This window comes from Pseudomonas sp. GD04158 (assembly GCF_029834875.1).
Lineage (GTDB): Bacteria > Pseudomonadota > Gammaproteobacteria > Pseudomonadales > Pseudomonadaceae > Aquipseudomonas > Aquipseudomonas hydrolytica.
Map to the genome: position 1 here is coordinate 1 of NZ_JAODYT010000063.1, position 23,470 is coordinate 23,470.

A 23,470-nucleotide genomic window follows, 5' to 3' on the forward strand; every position below is an offset into this window, starting at 1 on the left:
GCTTAGAGCAACCTCAGCTTCATCTCTTCCGCTTCGGTGAGGCGCGCATTCTACAGCACCTCTTTACTCCGTCAAGTTGTTTTTGAAGAAATTTTCTTTCTATCTCAACAACTTAGCGCTTCGTCGAACCTAGGTTCGTCTCAGCGAGGCGCGCATTCTACATGAGCACAGCGAGCTGTAAACCCCTGATATGCAAAAAATTGCGCAAAACGGATCAGCGCCCCTTTTCCCTCTTCTATATAAGGCAGCAAGCTCAGATCACACCCGCCTCACGCAACTCTGCAACCTGTGTTTCGCTCATACCTAGCAGTCTCTGCAACAGTGCCTCGGTGTGCTGCCCCAACAATGGCGGAGCCGAGCGATAAGCCACTGGCGTAGCAGATAGGCGCAGCGGACTGGCGACTTGCGGCGTAGTGCTGCCCATGGCGTTGGGCAGGTCGATACGCAGCCCACGCGCCTGCACCTGCGGATCGACGAACACCTGCTGCAGGTCGTTGATCGGCCCGCACGGCACACCGGCCTTTTCCAGCAATTCGATCCACTGCGTCGTGGTCTTGAATACCGTGGCCTGCCGCAGCAGCGGAATCAGCTCGGCACGATGCGCGACCCGAGCCTTATTGGTGGAAAAACGCGGATCGTCGGCCAAAGCCGGAAGGCAGGCGACCTCGCAGAACTTGCGGAACTGACCGTCGTTACCCACGGCCAGGATGAAATTACCGTCGGCGCTGGGGAAGTCCTGGTACGGCACGATATTGGGGTGGGCATTACCCAGACGCCTGGGCGATACGCCCGTTGCCAGGTAGTTCATGGCCTGGTTGGCCAGACAGGCGACCTGGACGTCGAGCAATGCCACATCTATATGCTGGCCGATACCGGACTGCTCACGCTGATTCAGTGCAGCCAGCACGCCCACGGTCGCATAGAGCCCGGTAAGGATATCGGTCAGCGCCACACCGACCTTCATCGGCCCCGCCCCCTCTTCACCTTCGGGACGCCCGGTCAAACTCATCAGACCGCCGAGCCCCTGGATCATGAAATCGTAACCGGCACGCTTGGCATAAGGACCGGTTTGGCCGAAGCCGGTGATGGAGCAGTAGATCAGACGCGGATTGATCACCTTCAGCGATTCATAATCCAAGCCATAGGCCGCCAGGCCGCCGACCTTGAAGTTCTCCAGCAGTACATCGCACTGCGCGACCAGTTCACGAACCAGTCGCTGCCCTTCAAGCTGGGTGAAGTCCAGGGTCAGCGACTGTTTGTTGCGATTGGCGCTCTGGAAGTAAGCCGCCTCACGCGAATCATTGCCTTCGGCGTCCTTTATATAAGGAGGCCCCCAATGCCGAGTGTCGTCCCCGCTTCCCGGTCGCTCGACCTTGATCACCTCCGCGCCCAGATCCCCCAAGATCTGCCCACACCAGGGACCGGCGAGCACGCGAGACAGGTCGAGGACACGGATATGGGACAGAGCGCCAGGCATGGAACTTCTCCGTAGGGTGCGCCGCGCGCACCGGGGATCGTTGTGGGGGCGAAAGGTTAGAAAAACGCCTGGATACCGGTCTGCGCACGGCCGAGGATCAGCGCATGCACGTCATGGGTACCTTCGTAGGTGTTGACCACCTCGAGGTTGACCAGATGGCGGGCGATACCGAACTCGTCGCTGATGCCGTTACCGCCGAGCATGTCGCGCGCCATGCGGGCGATGTCCAGGGCCTTGCCGCAACTGTTGCGCTTCATGATCGAGGTGATTTCCACGGCAGCGGTGCCTTCGTCCTTCATGCGACCGAGGCGCAGGCAACCCTGCAGGGCCAAAGTGATCTCAGTCTGCATGTCGGCCAGCTTCTTCTGAATCAGCTGATTGGCCGCCAGCGGCCGGCCGAACTGGTGGCGGTCCAGCACATACTGGCGCGCGGTGTGCCAGCAGAACTCGGCGGCGCCCAGCGCGCCCCAGCTGATGCCGTAACGGGCCGAGTTCAGGCAGGTGAAAGGTCCGCGCAGGCCGCGCACGTCGGGGAAGGCGTTCTCCTCGGGGCAGAACACGTTGTCCATGACGATCTCGCCGGTGATCGAGGCGCGCAGGCCGACCTTGCCGTGAATCGCCGGCGCGGACAGCCCTTGCCAGCCCTTCTCCAGCACGAAGCCGCGAATCTCGCCGGCATCGTCCTTGGCCCAGACCACGAATACATCGGCGATCGGGCTATTGGTGATCCACATCTTGCTGCCGGTCAGGCGGTAGCCGCCGTCGACCTTCTTCGCGCGGGTCACCATCGAGCCTGGGTCGGAGCCGTGGTTCGGCTCGGTCAGGCCGAAGCAGCCGATATATTCGCCGCTGGCCAGCTTGGGCAGGTACTTCTGCTTGGTCGCTTCATTGCCGAACTCATTGATCGGCACCATCACCAGCGACGACTGCACGCTCATCATCGAGCGGTAGCCGGAGTCGATACGCTCCACTTCACGGGCGATCAGGCCGTAGCACACATAGTTCAGGCCGCTGCCACCGTAGACCTCGGGAATGGTCGCCCCCAGCAGACCGGTTTCGCCCATCTCGCGAAAGATCTTCGGGTCGGTCTGCTCATGACGGAATGCTTCCAGCACACGCGGTGCCAGCTTGTCATTGGCGAATTGCTGGGCGCTGTCACGCACCATGCGCTCTTCTTCGGTCAGTTGCTGATCGAGCAGCAGCGGGTCGATCCAGTTGAAGCTTGCCTTGGCCATCGCGAAAACCTCGAACGGTGAAGTGAGCGGTCAGTCCTGCCGACCCTGAATGAGGTGATCCTAGGCCCGACTCGCTGATTGGACAAACGCAGAATTTGCACAGTCCTGTGCTTTTTTCTCACTTCGAGATAGCTTATTCAGGGAGATTTATCGATTAAGAGTGAGGCTTTTGCATAGATGCGTCGCAAGATCCCAAGCACCGCTGCCCTGGTCGCCTTCGAGTCCGCCGCGCGCCACCAGAGCTTCACCAAGGCCGCAGACGAGCTCAACCTGACGCAGAGCGCGATCTGCCGACAGATCGGCGGGCTGGAAAGCTTTCTCAATGTCGAGCTGTTTCGCCGTTCGCGACGCGGCGTGGTGCTGACCGAGGCAGGGGTGGCGTACAGCCGCAGGGTCGCGGCACAGCTCGATGCGGTGGAACGCGACACCCTGGCGCTGATGGGCAACCAGGGCACCACCAGCATCGAGCTGGCGGTGGTGCCAACCTTCGGCACGCAGTGGCTACTGCCGCGCCTGCGCACCTTCCAGCAACTGCACCCGGAAGTGACGGTGCACCTGACCAACCGCACCCGCCCCTTCCTGTTCGCCGACACTCATTTTGATGCCGCCATCTACTATGGCGATGCCGAATGGTCGGGCACCGAGGCGCACTTTCTAATGCATGAGCATCTGCTGCCGGTCTGCAGCCCGAAATTGCTGGGCGACGAACCGGTCACTGCCGAACGCATCGCCGCACTGCCCCTGCTGCAGCAGACCACCCGCCCCTATGCCTGGCGTCAGTGGTTCGCCGCTCAGGGCATGAGCGTACCCCGCGACATGACCGGTCCGCGCCTGGAACTGTTCTCCATGCTGGCGCAGGCCGCGCGCCACGAAATGGGCGTCGCTCTGATCCCGCCCTTCCTGATTCAACGCGAACTGGACGAGGGCAGCCTGGTCATAGCCTTGAACAGGGCAGTCCCGAGCCATGACCACGCCTATTACCTGATGGTGCCGGAGCGCAAGACCGAGTCGGCTGCGCTCAAGGCATTTCGCGATTGGCTGCTGCTCCAGGCCCGTGCGTACCGAGAGGAATGACATCCACGCGACAGGCGCGCCCCTACGTCTCAGAGCAAAACGCTCACAAACAGAACAGGTAGTGATTTTATGGTCACACTACAGTGGCGCGCAGAGGTCAATCCAGGTCGCGACCAGTACTTTCGGGCTATTTCACTATTTCGAACACCCTGTTCGCTACTCTTCACGCGTCAGTCAATACGACCAACGGTCATTCGCGCTCTGAATGACGAGCAGTTCGTGCAGCCCCCGCGAAACCTGCTTTCCTTCAACCAGAGCGCGGCCTGCGGGCAGTATAAAAATCCCTCATATACCTATTACTTGTAGTAATCCATTTTTTTTACTCCATAACTTCTTGTAAGGGTTTGCGTTCGATTGCACAATCGCCGCGCCCGCCACCTTACGGCAGGTTTTGTGCTGATCCCCAATCGCCGGCGCGCCAGCGCAGTGCACCGGTTCACAAAAAAGATCACGCAGGAGATTAGAAGTGCACATCGGTGTTCCTCTCGAAACCCATGCTGGGGAGACGCGGGTTGCCGCGACGCCCGAGACCGTCAAGAAACTGGTCGGCCAAGGCCACCAGGTGACCGTCCAGACCGGCGCTGGCATTAGCGCCAGCATCCCGGACAGCGCCTATGAAACAGCCGGCGCCACCATTGGCAACGACTCGGCCGCCTTGGGCGCCGACCTCGTGCTCAAGGTGGTTGCACCGACCGACGCCGAACTCGCGCATATGAAAGCCGGGGCCGTGCTGGTGGGCATGCTCAATCCGTTCTGCAACGACACCATTGCGCGCATGAACGCCCGCGGCATCACCGCCTTCGCCCTGGAGGCCGCGCCGCGTACCTCTCGTGCGCAAAGCCTGGACGTACTGAGTTCGCAGGCCAACATCGCCGGCTACAAGGCGGTGATGCTCGCTGCAAACCACTACCCGCGCTTCATGCCGATGCTGATGACCGCTGCCGGTACCGTGAAGGCCGCGCGCGTGCTGATCCTCGGCGCTGGCGTCGCCGGCCTGCAGGCCATCGCCACGGCCAAGCGCCTGGGGGCGGTGATCGAGGCGTCCGACGTACGTCCGGCGGTGAAGGAGCAGATCGAATCGCTCGGCGCCAAGTTCGTCGACGTACCCTTCGAGACCGATGAGGAGCGCGAGTGCGCGCAAGGCGTCGGCGGCTATGCCCGTCCCATGCCGCAGTCCTGGATGGAACGCCAGGCCAAGGCCGTGCACGAGCGCGCCAAGCAGGCTGATATCGTCATCACCACCGCGCTGATCCCAGGCCGCAAGGCGCCAACCCTGCTGCACGAAGCCACCGTGCAGGAAATGAAGCCGGGCTCGGTGGTCATCGACCTGGCCGCAGCGCAAGGCGGCAACTGCCCGCTGACCGAGGCTGACAAGGTGGTGATCAAGCACGGCGTGACCCTCGTCGGTCATACCAACCTGGCCGCGCTGGTGCCGGCAGACGCCTCCGCACTCTATGCACGCAACCTGCTGGACTTCCTCAAGCTCGTGATCGACAAGGAAGGCCAGTTCCAGCTCAACCTCGAAGACGACATCGTCGCGGCCTGCCTGATGTGCAATGCCGGCGAAGTCGTGCGCAAGAACGGTTAAGGAGTAGGGACATGGACCTGATTTCCGACGGCATCTACAACCTGATCATCTTCGTGCTGGCCATCTATGTCGGCTACCACGTGGTGTGGAATGTCACCCCGGCCCTGCACACCCCGCTGATGGCCGTGACTAACGCCATCTCGGCGATCGTGATCGTTGGCGCCATGCTGGCGGCCGCGCTCACCGTCACCCCGCTGGGCAAGACCATGGGCACCCTGGCCGTGGCCCTGGCCGCGGTCAACGTGTTCGGTGGTTTCCTGGTCACCCGGCGCATGCTGGAAATGTTCAAGAAGAAGGCGCCGAAAGCGCAGGCGGAGAAGCACTGACCATGAGCATGAACCTGATCACTGTTCTCTACCTCGTCGCCTCGGTGTGTTTCATCCAGGCGCTCAAGGGCCTGTCGCACCCGACCTCGTCGCGACGGGGCAACGTTTTCGGCATGGTCGGCATGGCCATCGCCATCGTCACCACGGTCGGCCTGATCCACAAGCTGGGCAGCGAGCTGGCCGTGCAGGGCCTGGGCTTCGTCATCGTTGGCCTGCTGGTCGGCGGCAGCATCGGCACGGTCATGGCCAAGCGCGTGGAAATGACCAAGATGCCCGAGCTGGTCGCCTTCATGCACAGCATGATCGGCCTGGCGGCCGTGTGCATCGCCATCGCCGCGGTGGCCGAACCGCAGTCCCTGGGCATCGTTGCCAGCATGGCCGACCCGATTCCGGCCGGTAACCGCCTGGAGCTGTTCCTCGGCGCGGCCATCGGCGCCATCACCTTCTCCGGTTCGGTGATCGCCTTCGGCAAGCTGTCGGGCAAGTACAAGTTCCGCCTGTTCCAAGGCGCCCCGGTGGTATTCAAAGGTCAGCACCTGCTCAACCTGGCCGTTGGCCTGGCGATTGTCGGTCTGGGCCTGGTGTACACCTTCACCGGCGACATCACCTCGTTCGCCATCCTGGTGGCACTGGCCTTCGTCATCGGCGTGCTGATCATCATCCCGATCGGCGGCGCCGACATGCCAGTGGTGGTGTCGATGCTCAACAGCTACTCGGGTTGGGCCGCGGCCGGTATCGGCTTCTCGCTGAACAACTCGATGCTGATCGTCGCCGGTTCTCTGGTGGGCTCTTCGGGCGCCATCCTCTCGTACATCATGTGCAAGGCGATGAACCGTTCGTTCTTCAACGTCATCCTCGGCGGTTTCGGCGCCGATGCCGATGCCGGCGCAGCCAGCGGCAGTCAGGAGCAGCGCAGCGTGAAGTCGGGATCAAGCGACGACGCCGCCTTCCTGCTGACCAACGCCGACACCGTGGTCATCGTGCCCGGTTACGGCCTGGCCGTGGCCCGTGCCCAGCACGCGCTGATGGAGCTGGCGGAGAAGCTGACCCACCGCGGCGTGACCGTGAAGTACGCGATCCACCCGGTGGCCGGCCGTATGCCGGGCCATATGAACGTGCTGCTGGCCGAGGCCGAAGTGCCCTACGAGCAGGTGTTCGAGATGGAGGACATCAACTCCGAATTCGGCCAGACCGACGTGGTGCTGGTGCTCGGCGCCAACGACGTGGTCAACCCGGCGGCGAAGAACGATCCGAAGTCGCCGATCGCCGGCATGCCGATCCTCGAGGCCTACAAGGCCAAGACCGTGATCGTCAACAAGCGCTCGATGGCTTCCGGTTACGCCGGCCTGGACAACGAACTGTTCTACATGGACAAGACCATGATGGTCTTCGGCGATGCCAAGAAGGTCATCGAGGACATGGTCAAGGCGGTGGAATAAGGCCTGGCGCCAAACGAACCCCGGCCTCGGCCGGGGTTTTTGTTTAAACGGCCCTCAACGGCAGAGTCGTTGGAGCATGTCGCCCAAGGCGAGCCCCTCCTGCTCAGGTAAAAGGAGCTTGTTGATCAGCAACGGCTCGGCCAGCGGGGCGCCGAGAAACGCCTCGCCCCCATCGGCACGCGCCCCAACATAGGTCGGACTACCTAGGTCCTTTGCCGTGTCGGGCCGCCCGAGCACCTGATCGCTGTCCAGAACCGGCCGCCCGTTCCAGTAGAGCAGCAGGCGGGTCCTGGCCGGCCCGGGAAATGGAAAAGTGCTTGCAGATTTAACATGAGTACTGATCACCAGGCTGTCGCAGCGTCCGCCCGACTGCACTGGCTCACTGACCTGAAGCGTGCTGCCATGACGGACTTCAATTCGCCGATCGGGCAGCAACCGCACCCCCCAAACACCAGGCTGATCTAGCAGCGTTTGCGCCTCTTCGGCGAAACGCAGCTCTCGCAACGAAAGCCCCATGCTGTAACCACCGAATACCGGCGCCCTCTGGAAGTCCCTACCGGTCAATAACCCCGGCGAGCCCTTGGCCGCAGCCTGCCAGCGCAAAGGAACCGGCCGGACTTGCCACTCCCAATCGCGAATGATGGCGCCGGCCTGCGCCCCGCCGAACGCCGGCACCACTTGCTCCTCGGGTTTACGCCCATCAATCGCCGAGGTCACCGCGCCACTGTGCAGTTGCCCTAGGGGTTCGCGATAGAAGAATCGACTTTCGTTCAGCAGATGCGCGGAATAAGTCATTCCTAAAGTCCCGCCGCTGTCGCCCGCCCAGTAGAGAGCGTTGAAACTCGGAACGCTACCGCCTTCGAATAGCGGCCGCAAATCGCGCCCCGCCAAGCCTACCGGAGGCTTACCTCCGGCCATGGCTACCAATGTTGGAAACAAATCCATGAATACCGTCGGTTCGCGGATATCCAGATTCTCATAACGACCGGGCCAGCGCAGCAGAAGCGGTGTACGCACTCCCCCTTCGGTATATGTCGCCTTCTTACCGACCAGTGGATAATTGTTATCCATATCACTATTGGCGCCACCATTGTCGCTGGCGAAGATCACCACGGTATTTTTTGCCTGACCACTCTCCTCAAGCGCCGTCAGCAGTCGCGCGATGTTGTGATCCAGTTGGCTGAGAATGGCGAAGTACCGTCCTTCCGGTGTATCAGGAAACTGCTGACTGAAGGCCGGGTTCGGCTGGTAGGGCGTATGCGGCGAGAATAACCAGAGATTGATGAACCAAGGCGCTCCGCCCGCCCCAGCCTTTACCAGTTCGACGGCTTTGCCGGTAAGGATGTCGTCCAAGTAACCGTGGTGCTGAGTTGGTGCAGCTCCGTTGTCCTGTAGCCAGGGATCAATATGAGTAGGCTGCCGACGCAACGGGCGGCCATCGGGTCCAGGCCCCTGCAAGACGAAATGATTGAGCATGCCGAACCAATAGTCGAAACCCTGCTGGCCAGGCTGAATCTCTTGGTACTCCAGCGCCTCACCGAGATGCCATTTACCCACATGCAGGGTCTTGTATCCTAGAGATCGCAGAGCCTTGGGCAAGGTGACTAGATCGGGTGACAGCCCAAGGCCGTCTGCCTGGAAACCTACACTTACCGGGTGACGACCACTGATCAAGCTGGCTCGGCTGGGCGAGCACGTACTGTCCGTGTAATGGTGACGCATGCGCACTGCGCCTCGACTAAGCGCGTCCAGTGTTGGCGTAGGCGCCCTGCCGTCTCCCCAACTTGCTATATCGTTGTTACCCAGATCATCGACCATAACCAGCAAAATGTTCGGCTTTGCATCCGACTCCGCCGCATTGCCTGAGTAGGCCATACACAGCAGAATGCCGAGTAGCACGAGACGCAAGCGCGTACCGCGACCATAACGAAACAGAACTCTCATCTAAAAGGATCCCTGGCGAATGAATGGAGAACACTTTCCCAAGTTGTCAGGCAACGAGGTCATGCAACCGGAGTCTTCCGGATTGCTGATCAACTACGACGCGCTGAGCACGATAGCTGCCGAGTTGGGCGAAATATACCGTGCCAACGAGCCCTTTCCCCATATTGTCATCGACGACTTTTTGCCTGCCTCGACGCTGGCTCGCTTGCTTGCTGAATACCCACAGGATCAGAGCCTGCCAATCTGGAACGAGGCCACTCACAAGGACAAGCAAACCGGCGAGTACGTTCAGAAAGACAAACGCAACATTCGCAACCAACTGGCGATGCCGCCCAGCTATCGCCAATTGATCTGGGAGCTGAATTCACACTATTTTCTCGACTTCCTCGCCAGTATGACCGGTATCGACAACCTGATTCCCGATCCCAACTTGCGAGGTGCCGGCATCCACCAGATTGGTCGAGGCGGCTTTCTCAAAGTGCATGCAGACTTCGCCACCCATCGCGAGTTCGGCCTCGACAGACGGCTCAACTTCTTACTCTATTTGAACCCGAATTGGCCCGAGGAATACGGCGGGCATCTCGAACTCTGGGACTCGGACATGCAGGGGCCGCCAAAACGTGTTCTGCCGATACTCAATCGCTGTGTGGTGTTCAGCACCACAGCAACTTCCTACCATGGCCATCCCAAGCCTTTGAACTGCCCTGACGGCATTTATCGCAAGTCGCTGGCGCTCTATTACTACACCAACGGCCGGCCGACCGGAGAAGCAGAACCTGGCTTCGCTACGCTCTGGCAGGATGTTCCCGAAGCCTATCGCTGAACACCGCCAGGTGGGCTTTGAGTTTGAGAAAAGGCAGCTCGATCAACCTGTAGCAAAGTATCGCCCCCCCCCACGACACGAGAAAGCTAACGACAACAGCCGCCAGCGTCTGCAACACGGGCAATGCGCCATCAGCGGACGCCACGAGCGGATACAGCAGATAGAATTGCACTGGCACGTGCACCAGATAGAGGGAGTAGGAAATAGACCCGAAGTGATTGAACAATGGGTTGATAAACAGACCCTTTACCCAATTGGCCAGTCCTAGACTGCAAAGCAACAAGCCGCCCCAAAGCACAGCCTCTACGTCGTGATAGAACGGCATAACCGTGAGTGCCAACTTCTGGCCTGTCATGCCGTACCAACGCATGAGCCAGAGTAGCGCCGCGAGCGATACCGCGGCCAGCAATGCCTGGCGCCGAGGGTAATCCAACAACCAAGAACAGCCTTGGCGCAAGTAGACCCAGCCGCATAATCCACCCACCAAAAAGGCTGGTCCACGCCCAAATATAGAGGACTGAATCCAATCATTGCGATGATCAACCAGCCACTGTGGTTGTAGAAAGAAATATATATGCAGAACCAGCCAAGACAGGCCAGCTACCACCACCAGCCAGCGTCCCACTCGATAGCGCAACCCCAGCATGATCCAAGGTAGCAGAATGTAAAACTGCAGTTCCGTGCACAATGACCACCACGGCACACTGAACGGAAACACCTCGAAGCCGACGGGTATGAATAGCAGCGCTTTGAATGCCGCAGTTTTACCAGTTATCCACCAGGCAACCAAAATCGCCAGATAATACAGCGGCACAACCCTCAGTATTCGTGCGGAATAAAACTTAACAACATCCACTCGCTCGCCACTGCCGGCTGCCAAAACAAAGGGCTGAACAAGCAGAAATCCACTTAGCACGAAGAACAACGTGACACCAGTGTTGCCTGCCGCCATTATCTGGATCCAAACTGGTGAACTCTCGAACGAGAAACGACCGCCCGTGCCGAGAATGCCGACATAGTGGAACAACACAACCAAGATAATGGCCCAGCCCCTCAGGGACTCTAACTGCGGCAGATAGCGCTGAGGGGAACGCAGTCCCGCAGGGGCTGAAGAGCTTTCCATCAGTCTTGCTTGGCCACCACAGCGGTATTCAATCGCTTGAGTTTGCGCATGTTCTCCAAGTGTTTGCTGGCATGAACGTAGAACGCGCGCATTTTCGCCGCCGTGTTGTCGCTACGATCGTCAAAAAGCAGCTTGAGCAGCTCAGAGTCCTGGCTCCGGTCCCCGCCAGCCTTGCGCAACACGCCCAAGCCAAAGCCATGATTGAAGGTGAACGTTTCATGCTGGCCACGGATCTCCTCCCAGAATTTCCATGCGCCAAAGTCCTGCAAGCGGGCTTGTACGTCGTGGAAGAGGATGATGCCGCCCGGTTTGACCTTGGGATACCAACTGGCGAAATCCTCGCTGACCGCCTCATAGGTGTGGAAGCCGTCGATGTGCAGCAGCTCGATGCTGTCTTCGTCGAAATGGCGCAGCGCGTCGTTGAAGAACATGCGCATCAGGTAGGAAAAGCCATGATAGTTCTGACGATTATGGTTGTTCACCGCAGTGAACACTGCCTCATCATATTTGTCGGTGTGCTCGTCACCTTCAAAGGTATCGACGGCATAGCACAGACCGTCGATTTCGTTCTCCTTCATGGACTGGCAGAAGGTGAAATAAGACAGTCCCTTATGTGTGCCGAGTTCGACCAACAGCTTCGGTCTAATGGCGGCCACTAGGTCATAACCGAACGGTAGGTGATCGACCCAGGTGCTGAACACCATATGTAAGGGCTCGAAATGACGGATCGACGGCGGCATGTACACATGGGTCATTCTTATAGTTCCTGCTCAGTGTCTAGATTGTTGTCGCGACCGGGTCGCGGCTGATACTGCGTCGCGCTTTCCGTTGCTACGGGACTCTATGTCATATCCAAAGCTAATTCCCTGCTGCGCTCCTTGCTGCGCTCATCGGCATACATGTCCTCGTTCCGCTCCGCGCAGCGTTGCACGCGATGCATGCCTCTCTCTACCGAATGCTTCAGATAACGCAGCGCGGAACCCGGTATCTTCCCCAACAGGATCGGCTCCACGGTCGGCGAACGGAACGACTCACCCAGCAATTCGGTAAGCTGCTCGCGCTGACGATTCAGAATCGTCTCGCGCTGTGCGACTTCCGAGGTAGTCACTCCACCGTGCAACTGATGGAAAGAACCTTCACCGGCCAACATGAACGAGCGGGTTCGCGGATGCATGGCCGCCTTACGATACAGATAGAGATTTAGTGCCCCGCCCCCAGGCAGATCGAACCGCTCATCGGCCTGGCCGATATCGCGAAATACCTCAGAGTCCAAGAATAGGCAGTTGCACTCCATAAACGGATGAAAGATTCCGTTGGGGTTGGCGCCGCTGAGGCAAGAAATCTCGAACAGGCGATAGCCGTTGCGCTGCCAGTCGATGCCTTCCAGCAGGCGCTGCTCGTGTTCTTGGCTGTAGCCGCGGCTGAGGTGGAATTGCTGCTCGTGCTCACCGAGGTGATAGCCGGGTACCACTGCCATCGCCTCGGACGTTATTCGTCGCGCCATCAGCGCATACTGCACCACACCCGGCGTGACCATGCGTGCACCATCGATCATCAGACCGATGAATAGCCCCTGGGCCTGAGCAAAGGCAAAGTTGATCGCCGCTGCCGGGGAAACACCTGGCTCGTCACGCAGGAAGTAGCGAAAATTTCCCGGCAGGGCAGCTATCGCCTCGACGTCCATATTTCGCTGTGAGCGGTTCTCCACCACTATCACTTCGTAATCGTCGGCCAGGACACCCTGCTGATAACCTGGGCTCAGGCTGATCAAGGTATTGAGCGCCTGGCGCGGCATATCGTAGACGATCACGATGATCGACAGCAGCGGGCGACTCATTGTGGTTGCACCTTGTCCAGCGAATGGCGAATGAAGCGGTAGACGCTCGGGTGCGGGGAGCCAAACAGGATCGGCCGTACGCTGGGCGGCGCGCGATCATCGCCACGCAATGCGCGATCCTGATCGTCCAGCTGCTTGTAAATCACATCACGCTCGGCTTTGCGCGTGCCGGTGGTAACGCCCCCGTGAAACTGGTGGAAGGAGCCCTCGCCGAACAGCATGTAGAACGGCGTGTCTGGGTATTCCAGCAGGCGCTTGTAGAGGTCCAGGTTGGCGTTGCCGCCGCCGAAGTCGTTGTAGCGCGAATCCACTCCCCCCAGCGCCTTCCATTTCCGCACGGACATTGCAATGAAATTGCTTTCGTAATTACTCTGGAAAAAACCGCCCTGACAGGAGCCGCTGAGCACCGCGATGTCAAACAGGCGATAGCCGTCCTGCGGCCACTCGATGCTCCTGAGCAGCTCCGCTTCAGCCTCCTCGTCATAGCCTTCGTTGACCGCCACCTGCTGCAGCTTGTGGCCAATGTGGTATCCGGGGGCCGAAACGGCCGCCTCGGACTCTAGGCGGAAGGCGTCCAGCGCCAGTCTGACGACCCCAGGCGACAACATGCGCGCACCATCGATCATGATCGCAACGTGACTGCCACGGGCCTGGGCCGCACCAAAATTGATGGCATGTACCGGCGTGCGCTGAGTCTCCTGGCGGTGGAAGTAGCGAACGTTGCCGGCATAGCGCATCGCCCGCTCACGCCCTAGGAGCCTGTCCGAGTGGTTCTCGACCACTATCACCTCGTATTCGCGCTCCCGCACGCCATGCTGGTATTCAGGGCTCAACGAAAGGAGCGTTTTCTCAGCCTGATCCGGCATCCTGTACACGATCACGACGATCGAAAGCCGTGGCTTGCGGCGAAACAAGGCCATGTCCGTCCCTCACTCAGCGCGCATAAGCGCGCAATTGCTGATACATGGTCTGCAAAGCTTTCGGCAGCGGTTGCTCGAGCTGCTGGTGATGCTTGAGCTCCGCACTGAAGAAGCGCTCATCCTCAAGTGGCTGCAAGCCCAGTTCAAGCAGAACTTGATTGAGCTTGGTGTGCAAGGTCGCCTCGTCCTCATCGAAGCAGAGCAGAGGGAAGGGCTTCTGCCGGTACAACGCCAACAGACGCTCGTTGTAGGCCGCCCACAGGGCTAGGGCCTGCTCCTCCGGCATGCCGCCACGGGCTTGCAACGACTGCACTACGGCGGTGGGGTGGCGGAATATACCGACGAAACGCAGATCGGGAAGCAGCTCTCGCCACCCCTCTACCAACAACAGCGAGCGCGGGTCCTTGAAGCCCCAATGCGGGGCTCCTGCGAAATCGGCGATCAGGGCTTGCGCCCGAGCATACTCCTCGGAGGTCCATACGACGCTGCTCGTAGGGGGATTATCCCAAGCAAAACCGCGGGCGTTCAGCACGGCATCGTTGAACGCAACAATATCGAGGTTCTCCCGATTGCCCTTGAGGTTGTGCGGGTTCCAAGCACTGTACTTACCGAGTTCCAGCCCGGCCTGCTGCAGGGAACCGGTCAGGAAACTGGTTCCGCTGCGGTGCATTCCCACCACCATGACGGGGCAAGGCAAAGGTACAAGCGACGGCGTAACAACTCGTTCCGAGCGCGAAAAAATATTCCGAATGAACCGCATGTACGCCTCTTGTTCTAGATATAAGGCTGTTGATATGAAGCGGCGCCCGTCCGCAGGATGCTTGCGGGAGAGCGAGCACATTGTGTTTAAATGACCCAGCCTTTTCAATCTGGTAGCCAAAATCGATGAACTACGGAGAAATATTGCTGTACGGGGTATATAGCGACTTGCGCACCGAAATCGCGCGGCGCTTCCTCGGTTTCCTGTGGTGGATCATCGAGCCGGTCATGTATATGGCCGTGTTCTATGTGGTTTTCGGGCTCGCTCTGCGTCAGGGCGGCCCCGACTATGTGCCTTTCTTGCTGTGCGGAATGATCGCTTGGAAATGGTTCGATGGCTCGGTCCGCCAGGCCAGTCTGTCGATTCCAATGAACGCTGGGCTGGTTCAGCAGATCTATGTCCCCAAGGGCCTGTTCGCGTTGATACAGATCTTCAGCAATACCTTCAAGTTCACCATCGTGCTCCTGTTACTGCTCGGTTTCCTGCTGGCCATCGGCAAAAAGCCCAGCCTGCAGTGGCTGGGGCTGCTGCCGGTGATTTTGACCCAGCTACTGCTCATCGTCGCCTTTGGCCTGCTCTTGGCCGCGATAATCCCTTTCGCCCAGGACCTGAAGCTGGTGGTCGACAACCTGTTGATGTTGATGATGTTCATGTCCGGCATCTTTTTCAGCGCGGATCAGGTACCGGAGAACATGCGCAGCGCATTCGAGTACAACCCTATGGTGCTGCTGATCAGTGCCTATCGTGACATCCTGCTGCACGCCCAATGGCCACACTGGCAGTCGCTCGGCTATTGCGCAGCGCTGTCGCTGCCTATCCTGGTGGTGGCGCTGCTGATACTGGCACGCAACGAACGCCGCTACCCCAAACTGCTGTACTGAGACCGCGCATGAACGAGCAGGTAATTCTCGAGGCCCGCAATGTCGGGCTGTCTTATCGTCAGCGCACCGGCGTCCTGCGCTACAACCATTTTTGGGCATTGGATGATGTCAGTTTTACGCTCAATGCCGGCGAAACACTCGGTGTGATCGGTGCCAACGGAGCAGGCAAGAGTACGCTGCTGCGCATGATCGCAGGTATCACCGAACCCGATAGAGGCAAGCTCTGGCGCCAGCCCGGCCTGAGCGCCAGTCTGCTGGCGCTGAGCGTCGGCTTCAAACCCGAGCTATCGGGACGCGAGAACGTAGTCATCGGCGGCCTGTTGCTGGGGCTGCCCCTCAAGCGCATCCGCGCGCTCATGGATGAAATACACAGCTTCAGCGAACTCGGCGCATTCTTCGAGCGCCCGGTGGGTACCTACTCCACCGGCATGCGCGCCCGCCTGGGTTTTGCCGTGGCCATCCACGCCGATCCGGACATCATGCTGATCGACGAAGTGCTAGGCGTGGGCGATGAGAGCTTCAAGCTCAAGTCCCACCAGGCTATGCGCGAGAAGATTCGCGCCAAGAAGACCGTAGTGCTGGTCTCCCACAGCATGGAGGCGATTCAATCGCTCTGTGATCGGGTGCTATGGCTTCATGAAGGTCGCAGCCTATGCTGCGGCCCCACGGACGAGGTCATCAGCGGCTATCTGGAGACCATTCGCATTGCCGTGAAAATGGAACAAGCCAAGGAGCGGGCAGCCAAACACCAGGCGGTAGCCTGAGCGCGCCCCTACAACCGAATTCGACAAAAACAAAAGGGCCGATAAACGGCCTTGGTTGAGGTTTATATGAGTGTTGATCTGACGAAGGTAATCGTCGTCCTCGGCATGCATCGGAGCGGGACTAGCGTCATAACCCGAGCGCTGGAGGTACTGGGTGTAGAGCTCGGCGACAACCTGATGCCCGCCGCCGAAAACAACAATGAGAAGGGCTTTTTCGAAGACCTGGATATACACCGTTTCAACACCCGCTTGCTGGCGGAATTGGGCACCGCTTGGGACCGGCTCGGCGACATCGCCCCTGCCCTCATGCTGGCTCCGGGGTTAGAGGCGTGGCGCAAGGAGGCTCGGCAAATCCTGCACGACAAGCTTTCCGGCACAGCTCTGTTCGCCTTCAAAGACCCCCAAACTTGCCTATTGCTGCCCTTCTGGCAAACGGTATTGGCCGAACTATCAATCGAGCCCTACTACCTCATCTGCCTGCGTGACCCCCTGAGCGTTGCCGCCTCGCTGCAAAAGCGTGACGGCATGGCCTCTATGCGCTCACAGCTGCTTTGGGCCCAGTATCAATTGTCCGCCTTGAGATACAGCGAGAGTACGCGCCGGATACTGGTCGATTATGACGCACTCATGGACCAGCCTGTCCAACAGCTGGCGCGAATCGCCGAGGCGTTCAAGCTCACCTTACCCGCAGCCGATGCGCCGCGGATGACAGAATTTGCGCACGACTTTCTCAGCCAGGGACTTCGCCACGCACAACACAATGCCGATCAGTTGGCCAATCGCGAGCAGGTGTTGCAGCCCGTCGCCAACCTCTATCAACTGATGCGCCAGATCGCCGCTGATCGCCTAGATTTTCTCGACGACAGCGTAACCCGAAGCTGCGTCGATCTGACTGCCGCTTTAGGCGAACTGAAACCGCTCAGCCGAGCTTTCGACGAAACCGACCATGAGCGCCAACAGTTGCTCCGCCGTCATGCCATTGAGCAGGAACAATTAGGCACCCGGCATGATGAAATGACCCTTCGTCTCAGCGAAGAGCTGGATCGGCTACGCACCCAGCTCGCCACGGCCACAACCGAGTGCGGCACCGCCTGGCATATGCATGCTCAGGCGGTGCAAGATCGCCACGAACTGGCTAGCGAGCTGAGCAACTGCCTCTTGCGCCAGGATGAGCTGCGCGCCGAACTCGCACGGGTCTATGCCAGCCGTTCCTGGCGACTAATGCGGCCATTCCGGGGCTTGCGGCGCCACCATCGCAATCCGGCCCTGCTGTTACGCAGCGTACTGTCGGAAAGCGCCCGCGGCTTGTGGCGACTCATTCCTCTATCCGTCTCCCAGAAACAGGCAATCAAGCAAAGGCTGTTCACTCACGCAGCCCCGCTGTTCAGCAAAACCCAAGCCTACCGTGACTGGCTATGGAGTCAGGAGCAGGAGTTACAGCCTGCGCCCTCCTCCGTCGGCCGGTTGAAATGGCTCAATGAACCGATACTGGCAGTTCCTCGCCTAGCCTCGGAGACCCCGGCTGCAACCCCGGTCAAGCTGATTGCCTTCTATTTGCCACAGTTTCATCCGATTCCAGAAAACGATGCTTGGTGGGGAGAGGGCTTCACCGAGTGGACCAATGTTCGCCCGGCCCTACCTCAGTATGAGGGACATTATCAGCCACATGTGCCCGGCGACCTCGGCTACTATGACCTGCTAGATGGACAGACACAGCAGCGCCAAGTCGAACTCGCCAAGCTGTACGGCCTAGGCGGCTTCTGCTTTTACTTCTATTGGTTCGGCGGCAAGCGTCTACTAGAGGCGCCTATCGAGCGCTATCTCGCGGACGAAAGTCTCGATCTGCCGTTCTGCCTGTGCTGGGCCAACGAGAACTGGAGCCGTCGTTGGGACGGCCTCGACAACGAGATTCTCATTGGACAGAACCACAGTGCTGAGGATGACTTGGCGTTTATCGCCTATATAGCGCGCTACATGCGTGACCCTCGCTATATCCGCGTCAATGGCAGGCCGATGCTACTGGTCTACCGCCCTAGCGAACTCCCGGATGCGAAGGCCACCGCATCGCGCTGGCGTACCTGGTGCAGGGAAAATGGAATCGGTGAGATCTACCTTGCCTACACTCAGTCCTTCGATAACGTAGCGCCCTCACGATTCGGCTTCGATGCCGCTATCGAATTCCCTCCGAATGCCACACAACCACCGCCGGTTACCGACCGCGTCCGATCCTTACAGGAAGATTTCCGCGGACAGGTCTTTGACTGGAGCATCTACCTCAAGCGCAGTGGTCAGTACAGCAAGCCTGCCTATAAGCTGTTCCGAGGCGTTTGCCCCTCATGGGACAACACGGCACGTCGCCGCAATCGCGGCACCTCGTTCGTCAACAGTTCGCCACGCGGTTATCAGCAATGGCTGCTCAATGCCATGCGCGATACGCTGGCGCGCGAATCCAATCCTGATGAGCGTTTGGTGTTCATCAATGCCTGGAACGAATGGGCCGAAGGGGCCCATCTGGAGCCAGATCAGCGTCATGGCTATGGGTTTCTCGAGGCCACGCGCATGGCTAGCCTACGCGCCAGCCTGCCCCAACCGCCCGTATTCCAGCGCGGCGAGCGTCTGGCTGTGGTAATACACGCTTATTATCCGGACGTTCTGCGCGACATCCTTGCTTATTTGCAACAAATCGAAGGGGTTGCCTTGCAGCTGTATCTGTCCTGCCCCACAGATAAAGCACGCATAACCAGAGGTCTCTTGGCAGGCAGCCGCCACCCATGGCATTTGGAGGAAGTTATCAATCGAGGGCGTGACGTACTGCCTTTCATAAAGCTGCTGCCACGCATCATCGCCGACGGCCATAACCTGCTGCTGAAAGTTCACACCAAGAAGTCCCCACACAGGGACGATGGGGAAACCTGGCGGCGGGATCTCTACGACAAGCTGCTGACCAAAAACGCCATGCGTCAAGCGCTGGATCATTTCTCTCGAGCGCCGATTACCGGCATTCTCGGTCCTGCCGGGCACCTGGTTCCGATGAGCTTCTATTGGGGCTCAAACGCACGCCGCGTCGAGGGACTTGCCTGCCGCCTCGGAGTAGAGCCCGACGACCTCGGCGCACTCAACTTCGTCGCGGGCACGATGTTCTTCGCTCAGACCCGCGCTTTCCTACCATTGCTCAACCTTGCGCTGGAAGAGGACAGTTTCGAAGAGGAAGCGGGGCAGGTCGACGGCACATTGGCTCATGCCTTGGAGCGCGCCTTCAGTGTTAGCGCCAAAGCGGCAGGGCTGGAAGTAAGTAGCAGCGAAAGCAGTGTAGCGAATCGGTCCTACGCCTTCGCCAAAACGACGCCGTGTCCTTCATAAGCGGTAAGCGGCGCACGATTGCCACATCCTTAAACAGCGCTCTCTCCATCCCCAAAAGAGGAAGCAGTATGTATAACGAGGCCATTCAGGAAGCGAGCACGGCCCGAGAGCGCTCTTCGGTTGTACCCAGCCCAACCATTCCGAAGGTTGCGATCCTGCTCGCCTGTTACAACGGCGAGCGTTTTTTAGCCGAACAGTTGCAGTCGATTATTCAACAAAGCCACGATAACTGGATGATAGTGGCGTCGGATGATGGCTCTTGCGACGGCACCCTTACTCTGTTGCTGCGCTATCAACAGCAACTCGGCGAACACCGACTAAGGGTGATAGCGGGACCGCGGCGCGGCTTCGTAGCCAACTTCATGTCGTTGGTCAGTACCCCCTTTATTCGTGCAGAGTACTTCGCTTTCTGCGACCAAGATGACATTTGGCATATTGATCATTTATCCAAAGCGATAGCGTGGATGCAATCCGCCGATCCGTCTGTCCCGGCGTTGCACTGTGGGCGGACTCGCCTGATACGGGAGGATGGACAACCTTTTGGGGTTTCGCCTCTTTTCCCTCGAGCGCCATCATTCAAGAACGCCTTGGTGCAAAGCATCGCCGGTGGTAACACCATGGTGTTCAACCACAGCGCTAAGCAATTACTGGAGCGCACCGCCAGTTTGCCTGTCGTCTCTCATGACTGGTGGGCCTATCTCTTGGTCAGCGGTACCGGAGGTCGGGTTCATTACAGTGCGAGCCCATCTGTAGACTACCGCCAGCACGGAGGCAACCTGGTTGGCTCAAACTCCAGCCTCAAGGACCGATTGCATCGCATTCGTCGGATGTTCGCCGGACATTTTCAGAGTTGGAACGAGACCAACATTGAATCGTTGCATCACTGTCGGGAAATGCTTAGCGAAGAAAGCTTACGTCGTTTGCAAGCATTCGCCAGAGCCCGACGCTCTCCATTGCCATTGCGACTGTGGCGTATCAGCCGTTCCGGGGTGTATCGACAGACCGTCCCAGGTAATCTGGGACTGTTACTGGCCGCCTTACTCGGCAAGCTCTGACCTTTTCAGGAACCAGCCATGAATCAACTTCACACTGCGAGTAATCTTGTCTGGCAGTCGCCTCAGACCACCCCTGAACATCGTCGCGATCTACTGAAACAGTATCCGGTCACGCTGTGGATGACAGGTTTGAGTGGAGCAGGGAAATCTACCTTGGCCTTTGCTTTGGAAAAACGCCTGATCAGCCAAGGGCATGCCTGTTTCGTACTGGACGGTGACAATGTGCGTCACGGGCTTAACCGTGACCTAGATTTCTCGCCTCATGCCCGCACGGAGAATATCCGACGCGTCGCGGAGGTCGCCAAACTTATGAATAGCGCGGGCCTGATCGTTATCAGCTCGTTCATTTCACCCTACCGCGAAGATCGTGGTGCAGCCCGCGACATAATAGGCAACGAAGCATTCCTTGAAATACATATCAGTACTGCCTTACAGGACTGCGAACGGCGAGATCCGAAAGGCCTCTACCAGAAAGCACGAGCAGGCCTGATAAGCGATTTCACAGGAATATCGGCGCCTTATGAACCTCCGCTGACCCCTGCTCTAAGCATCGACACCTCCTCTTCAACAGTCGATTCCTGCATTGAACGCATGCTGAAGCTCGTAGAACCTTTCCTCATTCGAGATAACGAGAGCAGGTGCGGCGGGTCATAAACCTGATCAAAAGGTCAGCCTCACCAAGCATATCAATTCAAACTGTACCGCCGAGAATTACGTAACAGACACCTTCCAGCCAGTTGAAAATCTCGATATTCGCGGTTGCACCCAGTATTTTCACTTATGACCGGTACAGTTATGTCGATTCCTGACCGAACAGTTACAAAGCAACCTATCTAATAGCACAACAATTTCATCCAGCTGTGACTACTGAGTCGTTGCTTCGCTCGGGATAATTTGCCCATCGAAAGCAAACACCAGCCCCGCCACAAGCGGAAGGATGACCACCATGGAACGTACCCTCAGTTCCGCCCTGCTCCAAACTCATAGTGCCGCCAGCGACAAGGCTGCCTGGCCGCTCCGCGTGATCGCCACCCTCAGCCTGTGGCAGCGCCGCATCGTCAGCCGCCGTCAACTGGCTCGACTAGATGCGCGCCTGCTGGCCGACGCCGGCATCACCGAAAACCAGCGCTACACCGAGCTGCAGAAGCCGTTCTGGCGCTGATTCACCGCTTTGCTCCCTCCCAAGTTGGGACCTTCTGAAAGCTCCACCGTCTCTGCTGCGGTGGGGCTTTCGTTTTATCTGCAACAGTCATCGCCCTGGCGAGCAGTACAGTTGCCGATAACCGTGCACTGACCCCACGCAATTCCCTCCGATTGCATCTGCCCCCGCGGATGACACCTGCATGATCATGAGCTGCCCTTCCCTGCGTCACGACGGGAGCACGCCATGGAACGCACTCGCGAACACCGCTCGGCCACCGATATCGTCTCGGCCCTCGACTGGCTGAACCTCTATTCACTGTTTAAGTGCTGGCAACGCAACCTGCAGACGCGCCGTCACCTGGCTCGCCTGGATGCACAGCAGTTGAGCGATATCGGCATCAGCGGCAGCCAACGCGACGCGGAACTGGCCAAGCCCTTCTGGCGCTGAGCCAGCAATGGTTGCGAGCATGCCGTTGGGCTAAGCTCCCGCGGCAGGTGGGCTGATCCGCCTGCCTCTTTCCGGAGCTCGATTTCATGTACTGCAAATCCCTGAGTGCGGCCATTTTGACGCTGGGCCTGGCCACCGCTGCCTGTGCCAGCAGCTTCGTCGCCACGACCGATACCCTGCTTGGCGCAGTGGCGGCCACGGCCGAAGCCAGCTCGGATGCCACCAGCTCCCTACGCGATAGCAAGGTGGTTCGTGCCGCCCGCGATGATGCCGCCAGCTTCGTGGCCAGCGGCGGTGTGCTTCGCGGTGCACGCCTGGAGGCGGCGCTGGTACACCTGCGCAGCCGTGTGCCCGAGCTGGCGAACGTCGGCGACCTGCAACTGGCCGAGGCCATTCTGAGTCGCTGATTCGGCCGATCTGTGAGCCGTGCAGACGCAGCTCACCCCCGAACGCTTTAAAGGCGTGAATCTGGAGGCAGCCCTGCGGCATCTGCGCCTTCACTACCCAGGCAAAGCCGACGACGAACTCGCCCAGGCCATCCTCGCCTGGGAGGAAACCTGAGCGACTGCGGCTTGGTCCGCCCAGCGGATTCCGCTAGCCTTAGCGGCCGTCGATGCAGCCGCCCGGCATTCGGGAACCGGCCAGCATCCGCTTCGTCCAAGCCTCCATCCGCAGTTCTTCGGAGTCACGCCATGCGTCGTTCACTCATCACCCTCGCCACCGCCTGCGCCCTGTTCAGCGGCATCGCTCAGGCGCAAACCGTGGTCGCCACCAGCAACATCGTGGTGCGCGCCCTGGATCGCAGCATCAACTTCACCTCCGATACCACCACGTCGCTGCGCGACATGAAGGTGGTGACCCAGGCCCGTGACGATGCGGCCAGCTTCGTCGCCAGCGCCGGCGCCATCCGCGGGGCGCAACTGGAAGCGGCCCTGCAGGCCATCCGTCAGCAGGTGCCTGCGGCGCAGAGCGCCAGCGATCTGCAACTGGCCGAAGCCATTCTCGCCCTGTGATTCGCCTTGCCGCCTGGTGTTGCGCCGCGCTGCTGGCCCTAGTCGCAGGCGGCGCCCAGGCGCAGCTGCGTCTGAGCCTGGATGGGCAGACGCTGACGTCTGCCGAGCGCCGGGCAAGCCAGGAGCTACTGGACGAGGCCATGGCGGCGCTGCCGCCGCGCTTCGTCGAACAGCTGGATGTCGAGGTGCGAGTCCGCTGGCGAAGCGGCCTGCCGCCTGCGGTGTACGGCCAGGTGGGCCGTCTGAGCGGCATCGAGCTG

General features: G+C 59.4%; 23 protein-coding genes and 1 pseudogene. 16 read left to right on the plus strand and 8 right to left on the minus strand.

Features of this window, described 5'->3' with window-relative positions:
- Window positions 1-253: 253 nt before the first annotated feature.
- Both N7333_RS19130 and N7333_RS19135 read right to left on the minus strand, forming a co-directional pair.
- Complete coding sequence (locus N7333_RS19130; RefSeq protein WP_129483758.1) at window positions 254-1,477, minus strand: CaiB/BaiF CoA-transferase family protein; 1,224 nt, start codon at window positions 1,475-1,477, stop codon at window positions 254-256.
- A 56-nt stretch (window positions 1,478-1,533) separates the two neighbouring features.
- Window positions 1,534-2,712 (minus strand): acyl-CoA dehydrogenase, encoded by a 1,179-nt coding sequence (locus N7333_RS19135; protein WP_129483759.1) that lies wholly within the window; start codon window positions 2,710-2,712, stop codon window positions 1,534-1,536.
- 177 nt (window positions 2,713-2,889) lie between these two features.
- Between N7333_RS19135 and N7333_RS19140 the strand changes: the two genes are divergently transcribed.
- The 4 genes from N7333_RS19140 to N7333_RS19155 all read left to right on the plus strand — a co-directional run bounded on the left by N7333_RS19140 (window position 2,890) and on the right by N7333_RS19155 (window position 7,139).
- Window positions 2,890-3,786: a LysR family transcriptional regulator gene (locus N7333_RS19140; RefSeq protein WP_129483760.1), complete on the plus strand. Its 897-nt coding sequence runs from the start codon at window positions 2,890-2,892 to the stop codon at window positions 3,784-3,786.
- 466 nt (window positions 3,787-4,252) lie between these two features.
- Window positions 4,253-5,374, plus strand: coding sequence for a Re/Si-specific NAD(P)(+) transhydrogenase subunit alpha (locus N7333_RS19145; RefSeq protein ID WP_003241059.1), 1,122 nt, complete (start codon window positions 4,253-4,255; stop codon window positions 5,372-5,374).
- A gap of 11 nt (window positions 5,375-5,385) precedes the next feature.
- A complete protein-coding gene (locus N7333_RS19150; protein ID WP_003241061.1) occupies window positions 5,386-5,700 on the plus strand; it encodes an NAD(P) transhydrogenase subunit alpha in 315 nt (104 codons plus the stop codon).
- A gap of 2 nt (window positions 5,701-5,702) precedes the next feature.
- Entirely contained in the window at window positions 5,703-7,139 is a 1,437-nt protein-coding gene (locus tag N7333_RS19155) for an NAD(P)(+) transhydrogenase (Re/Si-specific) subunit beta (protein ID WP_096825220.1), read from the plus strand.
- Between the two features lie 54 nt (window positions 7,140-7,193).
- On the opposite strand, the gene N7333_RS19160 is transcribed toward N7333_RS19155, so the two are convergent.
- Window positions 7,194-9,083, minus strand: a complete 1,890-nt coding sequence (locus N7333_RS19160; protein ID WP_279859245.1) for a sulfatase-like hydrolase/transferase — start codon at window positions 9,081-9,083, stop codon at window positions 7,194-7,196.
- 19 nt (window positions 9,084-9,102) lie between these two features.
- Here N7333_RS19160 and N7333_RS19165 point away from each other — a divergent pair, with 19 nt between their 5' ends.
- Complete coding sequence (locus N7333_RS19165; RefSeq protein WP_080589449.1) at window positions 9,103-9,906, plus strand: 2OG-Fe(II) oxygenase; 804 nt, start codon at window positions 9,103-9,105, stop codon at window positions 9,904-9,906.
- Here N7333_RS19165 and N7333_RS19170 read toward each other — a convergent pair.
- From N7333_RS19170 to N7333_RS19190, 5 genes are all read right to left on the minus strand, one after another.
- The gene (locus N7333_RS19170) at window positions 9,869-11,029 is read right to left on the minus strand and encodes an acyltransferase (RefSeq protein ID WP_279859246.1); all 1,161 of its coding nucleotides are present in this window, start codon (window positions 11,027-11,029) and stop codon (window positions 9,869-9,871) included. The two genes, N7333_RS19165 and N7333_RS19170, sit on opposite strands and share 38 nt — an antisense overlap.
- Entirely contained in the window at window positions 11,029-11,784 is a 756-nt protein-coding gene (locus N7333_RS19175; protein ID WP_129483763.1) for a class I SAM-dependent methyltransferase, read from the minus strand. Before N7333_RS19175 ends, N7333_RS19170 begins: the two co-directional genes overlap by 1 nt.
- A gap of 86 nt (window positions 11,785-11,870) precedes the next feature.
- Complete coding sequence (locus tag N7333_RS19180) at window positions 11,871-12,866, minus strand: glycosyltransferase (protein WP_129483764.1); 996 nt, start codon at window positions 12,864-12,866, stop codon at window positions 11,871-11,873.
- Window positions 12,863-13,786 carry a glycosyltransferase family A protein gene (locus N7333_RS19185; protein ID WP_129483765.1) on the minus strand — a complete coding sequence of 308 codons (924 nt, stop codon included), beginning with the start codon at window positions 13,784-13,786 and terminating at the stop codon, window positions 12,863-12,865. Before N7333_RS19185 ends, N7333_RS19180 begins: the two co-directional genes overlap by 4 nt.
- Window positions 13,787-13,799: 13 nt before the next feature.
- On the minus strand, window positions 13,800-14,546 hold the full coding sequence (locus N7333_RS19190; protein WP_096825217.1) for a sulfotransferase: 747 nt from the start codon (window positions 14,544-14,546) through the stop codon (window positions 13,800-13,802).
- Between the two features lie 125 nt (window positions 14,547-14,671).
- On the opposite strand from N7333_RS19190, the gene N7333_RS19195 reads away from it, so the two are divergent.
- From N7333_RS19195 to N7333_RS19245, 11 genes and pseudogenes are all read left to right on the plus strand, one after another.
- Complete coding sequence (locus tag N7333_RS19195; RefSeq protein WP_051002206.1) at window positions 14,672-15,427, plus strand: ABC transporter permease; 756 nt, start codon at window positions 14,672-14,674, stop codon at window positions 15,425-15,427.
- An 8-nt stretch (window positions 15,428-15,435) separates the two neighbouring features.
- The gene (locus N7333_RS19200) at window positions 15,436-16,191 is read left to right on the plus strand and encodes an ABC transporter ATP-binding protein (RefSeq protein ID WP_003241079.1); all 756 of its coding nucleotides are present in this window, start codon (window positions 15,436-15,438) and stop codon (window positions 16,189-16,191) included.
- 66 nt (window positions 16,192-16,257) lie between these two features.
- A complete protein-coding gene (locus N7333_RS19205) occupies window positions 16,258-19,551 on the plus strand; it encodes a glycoside hydrolase family 99-like domain-containing protein (protein ID WP_129483766.1) in 3,294 nt (1,097 codons plus the stop codon).
- 68 nt (window positions 19,552-19,619) lie between these two features.
- Window positions 19,620-20,606, plus strand: coding sequence for a glycosyltransferase family 2 protein (locus N7333_RS19210; protein ID WP_129483767.1), 987 nt, complete (start codon window positions 19,620-19,622; stop codon window positions 20,604-20,606).
- Window positions 20,607-20,624: 18 nt separating this feature from the next.
- Window positions 20,625-21,260, plus strand: coding sequence for an adenylyl-sulfate kinase (gene cysC, locus N7333_RS19215; protein ID WP_129483768.1), 636 nt, complete (start codon window positions 20,625-20,627; stop codon window positions 21,258-21,260).
- A gap of 292 nt (window positions 21,261-21,552) precedes the next feature.
- On the plus strand, window positions 21,553-21,768 hold the full coding sequence (locus N7333_RS19220) for a DUF1127 domain-containing protein (RefSeq protein WP_003241087.1): 216 nt from the start codon (window positions 21,553-21,555) through the stop codon (window positions 21,766-21,768).
- A 225-nt stretch (window positions 21,769-21,993) separates the two neighbouring features.
- Window positions 21,994-22,197, plus strand: coding sequence for a DUF1127 domain-containing protein (locus tag N7333_RS19225; protein WP_129483769.1), 204 nt, complete (start codon window positions 21,994-21,996; stop codon window positions 22,195-22,197).
- Window positions 22,198-22,283: 86 nt separating this feature from the next.
- On the plus strand, window positions 22,284-22,604 hold the full coding sequence (locus N7333_RS19230) for a DUF2388 domain-containing protein (protein WP_003241091.1): 321 nt from the start codon (window positions 22,284-22,286) through the stop codon (window positions 22,602-22,604).
- Between the two features lie 19 nt (window positions 22,605-22,623).
- A complete protein-coding gene (locus N7333_RS19235) occupies window positions 22,624-22,758 on the plus strand; it encodes a DUF2388 domain-containing protein (RefSeq protein WP_129483770.1) in 135 nt (44 codons plus the stop codon).
- Between the two features lie 131 nt (window positions 22,759-22,889).
- Entirely contained in the window at window positions 22,890-23,210 is a 321-nt protein-coding gene (locus N7333_RS19240; protein ID WP_003241095.1) for a DUF2388 domain-containing protein, read from the plus strand.
- Window positions 23,207-23,470 (plus strand): annotated as a pseudogene (locus N7333_RS19245) (hypothetical protein); the annotation flags it as partial. The gene N7333_RS19240 and the pseudogene N7333_RS19245, both read left to right, overlap by 4 nt.

Coding starts and splice junctions, on each gene's coding strand:
- N7333_RS19230 (WP_003241091.1), top strand. CDS start 22,284: ATGTACTGCAAATCCCTGAGTGCGGCCATTTTGACGCTGGGCCTGGCC.
- N7333_RS19220 (WP_003241087.1), top strand. CDS start 21,553: ATGGAACGTACCCTCAGTTCCGCCCTGCTCCAAACTCATAGTGCCGCC.
- N7333_RS19200 (WP_003241079.1), top strand. CDS start 15,436: ATGAACGAGCAGGTAATTCTCGAGGCCCGCAATGTCGGGCTGTCTTAT.
- N7333_RS19195 (WP_051002206.1), top strand. CDS start 14,672: ATGAACTACGGAGAAATATTGCTGTACGGGGTATATAGCGACTTGCGC.
- N7333_RS19180 (WP_129483764.1), bottom strand. CDS start 12,866: ATGAGTCGCCCGCTGCTGTCGATCATCGTGATCGTCTACGATATGCCG.
- N7333_RS19170 (WP_279859246.1), bottom strand. CDS start 11,029: ATGGAAAGCTCTTCAGCCCCTGCGGGACTGCGTTCCCCTCAGCGCTAT.
- N7333_RS19155 (WP_096825220.1), top strand. CDS start 5,703: ATGAGCATGAACCTGATCACTGTTCTCTACCTCGTCGCCTCGGTGTGT.
- N7333_RS19190 (WP_096825217.1), bottom strand. CDS start 14,546: ATGCGGTTCATTCGGAATATTTTTTCGCGCTCGGAACGAGTTGTTACG.
- N7333_RS19240 (WP_003241095.1), top strand. CDS start 22,890: ATGCGTCGTTCACTCATCACCCTCGCCACCGCCTGCGCCCTGTTCAGC.
- N7333_RS19150 (WP_003241061.1), top strand. CDS start 5,386: ATGGACCTGATTTCCGACGGCATCTACAACCTGATCATCTTCGTGCTG.
- N7333_RS19210 (WP_129483767.1), top strand. CDS start 19,620: ATGTATAACGAGGCCATTCAGGAAGCGAGCACGGCCCGAGAGCGCTCT.
- N7333_RS19225 (WP_129483769.1), top strand. CDS start 21,994: ATGGAACGCACTCGCGAACACCGCTCGGCCACCGATATCGTCTCGGCC.
- N7333_RS19205 (WP_129483766.1), top strand. CDS start 16,258: ATGAGTGTTGATCTGACGAAGGTAATCGTCGTCCTCGGCATGCATCGG.
- N7333_RS19165 (WP_080589449.1), top strand. CDS start 9,103: ATGAATGGAGAACACTTTCCCAAGTTGTCAGGCAACGAGGTCATGCAA.
- N7333_RS19160 (WP_279859245.1), bottom strand. CDS start 9,083: ATGAGAGTTCTGTTTCGTTATGGTCGCGGTACGCGCTTGCGTCTCGTG.
- N7333_RS19135 (WP_129483759.1), bottom strand. CDS start 2,712: ATGGCCAAGGCAAGCTTCAACTGGATCGACCCGCTGCTGCTCGATCAG.
- cysC (WP_129483768.1), top strand. CDS start 20,625: ATGAATCAACTTCACACTGCGAGTAATCTTGTCTGGCAGTCGCCTCAG.
- N7333_RS19130 (WP_129483758.1), bottom strand. CDS start 1,477: ATGCCTGGCGCTCTGTCCCATATCCGTGTCCTCGACCTGTCTCGCGTG.
- N7333_RS19185 (WP_129483765.1), bottom strand. CDS start 13,786: ATGGCCTTGTTTCGCCGCAAGCCACGGCTTTCGATCGTCGTGATCGTG.
- N7333_RS19175 (WP_129483763.1), bottom strand. CDS start 11,784: ATGACCCATGTGTACATGCCGCCGTCGATCCGTCATTTCGAGCCCTTA.
- N7333_RS19140 (WP_129483760.1), top strand. CDS start 2,890: ATGCGTCGCAAGATCCCAAGCACCGCTGCCCTGGTCGCCTTCGAGTCC.